The organism is Candidatus Protofrankia californiensis (assembly GCF_900634765.1).
Taxonomy (GTDB): Bacteria; Actinomycetota; Actinomycetes; order Frankiales; family Frankiaceae; genus Protofrankia; species Protofrankia californiensis.
Window position 1 is genome coordinate 4,542 of record NZ_CAAAFT010000023.1, and the last position, 4,092, is coordinate 8,633.

General features: G+C 70.3%; 2 protein-coding genes. Both read left to right on the top strand.

From position 1 onward, the window contains the following. Positions 1–297: 297 nt before the first annotated feature. Complete coding sequence (locus DD1DGNOD_RS00940) at positions 298–1,998, top strand: serine/threonine-protein kinase (RefSeq protein WP_241255379.1); 1,701 nt, start codon at positions 298–300, stop codon at positions 1,996–1,998. Next, the gene (gene pknB / locus DD1DGNOD_RS00945; protein ID WP_241251092.1) at positions 1,982–3,916 is read left to right on the top strand and encodes a Stk1 family PASTA domain-containing Ser/Thr kinase; all 1,935 of its coding nucleotides are present in this window, start codon (positions 1,982–1,984) and stop codon (positions 3,914–3,916) included. The genes DD1DGNOD_RS00940 and pknB overlap by 17 nt, the downstream gene beginning before the upstream one ends. Positions 3,917–4,092: the final 176 nt, after the last annotated feature.

A 4,092-nucleotide genomic window follows, 5' to 3' on the forward strand; every position in this document is an offset into this window, starting at 1 on the left:
CAACCCGAGCGTGGCCGTCGCGGTCGTGGTCGAGGACGGTGGCGGCGAGTTCGGTACCGGTGGCGCGGTTGCCGCTCCGGTCGCCCAGCAGGTCATGAAGGCCGCATTGGACGTCCGGCGGTGACAGGCCCGCCGCCCCCGGGCGTCCCAGTACCGGGCATCCCAGTACCGGGCATCCCGACACCAGGCGTTCCAGTACCAGGCGTTCCAGCGCCGGACGCCCGGTCCGCGGCGCCGCCCGCCGGACCGGGCGCGTCACCGGCTGCCGCGCAGCCGTTCGGCACCTCACCGAAGGGCATCGTTCTCGACGGCCGGTACCTCCTCGAGGGACGCATCGCCACCGGCGGGATGGGTGAGGTGTGGCGGGGCCTCGACCGCACGCTTGGACGTCCCGTCGCCGTTAAGCTGCTGCGTCCGGAGTACGCCAGCGACGAACTGTTCCTGGTCCGCTTCCGCGGCGAGGCGCGGCACGCCGCCCGAGTGGCGCATCCGGGCGTGGCATCCGTCTACGACTACGGCGAGGTCATCGCCGACGGTGACCATCCGACTGCCTACCTGGTGATGGAACTGGTCGAGGGCGAGCCCCTGTCCGCGCTGCTGCACAGGGAGAAGCGCCTGTCCCCGGAGAAGACCCTGGACGTGCTCGGGCAGGCCGCGGACGCCCTGCAGGCCGCGCACGCCCTCGGGGTCGTGCATCGGGACGTCAAACCCGGCAACCTGCTCCTGCGGACCGACGGTGCGATCAAGGTCACCGACTTCGGGATCGCGCGCGCGGTGGACGCCGCACCGCTCACCGCCACTGGGATCATGATGGGCACTGCGTATTACGTCTCCCCCGAGCAGGCCTCCGGTCGGACTGTGACCCCGGCCAGCGACGTGTACTCCCTTGGTGTGGTGGCCTACGAGTGCCTGGCCGGCCGGCGTCCCTTCGACGACCGCAACCCGATCGTGGTCGTGATGGCGCACCAGCAGGACGATCCCCCACCGCTGCCGCCCGACATCCCCGCGCCGGTGCGCAACCTCGTCCAGGCGGCGATGGCCAAGGACCCTGCCCAGCGGCCGGCATCGGCCGGTTCGTTCGCCCACACCGCCGCCACGATCCGCCGGAACCTGTGGAACGCCGACATGACCCGCCGTGCTGCCAGCCCGACGCCCGGGCCCCGGGCGGAGGCGGGTGGGAACCCCACCGCACGGCGGCCCGGGTCGCCGGGGGCACCCGCCGCGCCGGTTGCGGGCGCAGCGGCACCCGCCGAGGATCGGCCACCGTCGTGGACCCGCCGGTCCACCTGGGCCACCGGTTTCCCCGAGGACAACCGGTCGCACTGGGACGCCCAGTCACCCTGGGACGCCGGTGCCGCCCACGACGGTCGGAAGATCGACCAGGAACCGCCAGGGGGTGCGCCACCGGGCTCCTGGGGTACCCCGACCCGGGTGCCTTCGTCCGCTACCGGTTACCGGGCGGACAGTTACGAGGGCGCCGGCTACGGCAATACCGGCTACGACGGCACCGACTTCGGTACCGCCGGCCGGCCGGACGTCCAGCCGACGAACATCACCGCCCGGGCCCGGCCGCCCGGCAACCACACGGCCTCCGGCCTGCAGCCGTCGGGTGCGCGGGCGGCCCGGCGACGGCGCCCCCGCGGCCGGGCCGTAGATGCCCCAGCGTCCGCGAACAGGCGACGACTATCGCTTCTAGTACTGATAGCGCTACTGATCGCAACAGTTGCAATTACCGCACTGATCACCCGGTCGATCGCCGGGGGTAGCGGATCATCCGAAGGCGCGCCGGCCCTGACCCGGGCGGTGCACGGGCCCGGATCCGGAGGTGGCATCGTCACCGGTGACAGCACGACCGGGACCGGCGGTGTCGCGGGCGGCAACCGGGTGACCGGCGGCCCGGTTGCCGTTACGGCCACGATCGGGCCGGGCGTCCAGGAAGAGTTCGCGGGTACCAGCCCGGGAAGCGGAAAGGCGAGCACGGGTGGCAGTCGTGACTGAGGTGTTCGGAACCGAACCTCGCCTGGTGGGCGGGCGCTACGAGCTGGGCGAAGTCCTCGGATACGGCGGCATGGCCGAGGTCTACCGGGGGCGGGACGTCCGCCTCGGACGCGAGGTCGCGGTCAAGGCGCTACGGGCCGACCTCGCCCGTGACCCCACCTTCCTGGCCCGCTTCCGCCGTGAGGCGCAGTCCTCGGCCGCCCTGAACCACCCGGCGATCGTCTCGGTCTACGACACCGGCGAAGATGTGATCAGCGGCACGACCGTCCCGTACATCGTGATGGAGTACGTCGAAGGGCACACCCTGCGCGACGTGCTCCAACAGGAGGGCCGGTTCACCGAACACCGGGCCATGGAGATCACCTCCGACGTGTGCGCCGCCCTGGACTACAGCCACCGGATGGGGATCATCCACCGGGACATCAAGCCCGCGAACGTCATGCTGTGCCAGGACGGCTCGGTCAAGGTGATGGACTTCGGCATCGCTCGGGCGACCACCGCGACCACGTCCAACATGACGCAGACCGCCGCGGTGATCGGCACCGCCCAGTACCTGTCACCGGAACAGGCCCGCGGCATCCGGGTGGACGCCCGCAGCGACGTCTACTCGACGGGCGTGCTGTTCTACGAGCTGCTGACCGGGCAGCCGCCGTTCCGCGGCGACTCACCGGTGGCCGTCGCCTACCAGCACGTGCGGGAAAATCCGCAGCCGCCGTCCACCCACGACCACACCATCACGCCCGACGCCGACGCGATCGTGTTCAAGGCGATGGAGAAGGACCCCGACAACCGCTACTCCACCGCCGGGCAGATGCGTGACGACCTCGAGCGTGCCCTGGCCGGCCGTCCCATCTACGCCCCACCGATCGGGGACGACCAGCTCACCACCCGGATGGGTTCGTCCGCGGCCACGGCGGGGACACAACTGATCTCCCGGAACCGCGGCCCCCACGACGACGCCCTCGACGATCCCTACGGCCGGACCGGCGGCTACAACCGCACGGGCACCGACCGCTACGACCGTACGGGCGCCGGCGGCACGGGGGCGATCGACGACGGACCGATGCGGGAGGAGAGGCGTTCGGACGCCTGGAAGTACATCCTCGCCGGCCTGTCCGTCGTGGCGGTGTTCGTCGTCGTCACAGTGATCGCGACCAACTTCCTCGGTGGCGGCGAGAAAAGCAATGACACCACCGCCACCGACACTGCGAAGATCCCGACAACCCTCATCGGGCAGAAGTACGAGACGGCCAAGAACAGCCTGAGCTCCACGGGCTTCACCAATATCATCCCGAAATCCATAGAGAGCAACGAGCCGAAGGACCAGGTCCTCGACGTCGATCCGGCCCCGGGCAGCACGACCTCCAAGACCGCGCAGGTCACCGTCACCGTGTCGAAGGGACCGGGAGACCTCGCCGTCCCGGATGTGACGGGTCTCACCCAGGCCGCGGCCACCAGCAAACTGAAGGCGATGGGGCTTACGGTGAAGACCTCCGCCTTCGCTGAAGCGACGACCCGCAAACCCGGCGTGGTGGAGTCCACCGACCCCGCGGTGGGAACGTCGGTGATACCCGGCGACCAAGTGATCATCTATGTGGTGAGCCCGCAGGCGACCGTCCCGAACGTGACGGACCAACCCGTCGACCCAGCCAAGGCCGAGCTCGAACGCTACGGCTTCAAGGTCGTCCAGCAGTCCGTCGCAAGCAGTAAACCAACGGGCACCGTTGTCTCCCAAAACCCCGGCGGCGGCTCCGCGACCCGCGGGTCGACCGTGACGCTGTATGTCTCGCAGCAGTCCACCGCCACCGAGACGCCGACCCCGACGCCGAGCGTGACCCCGACACCGAGCAAGACACCGACGCAGACCCCGAGCCCCACCCAGAAAAGCGGCGGTCTGTTCGGATCCCCCCCCGAATAGCCACTTTTCCCTGAAAAGCCTCGGAAAAGTGGCTGTTCGGGGAACCGAACTCCTGGGCGGGGCCACCAGCCGCCAGGCCACCAGGCCCCGCCGCCAAGAAAGATCGGTCTCCGTGGACGGCTTCCGCCGTAACCGGGGAAGCCACGACAGCCGGGTCAGGCGAAAGCCGGCCGGGT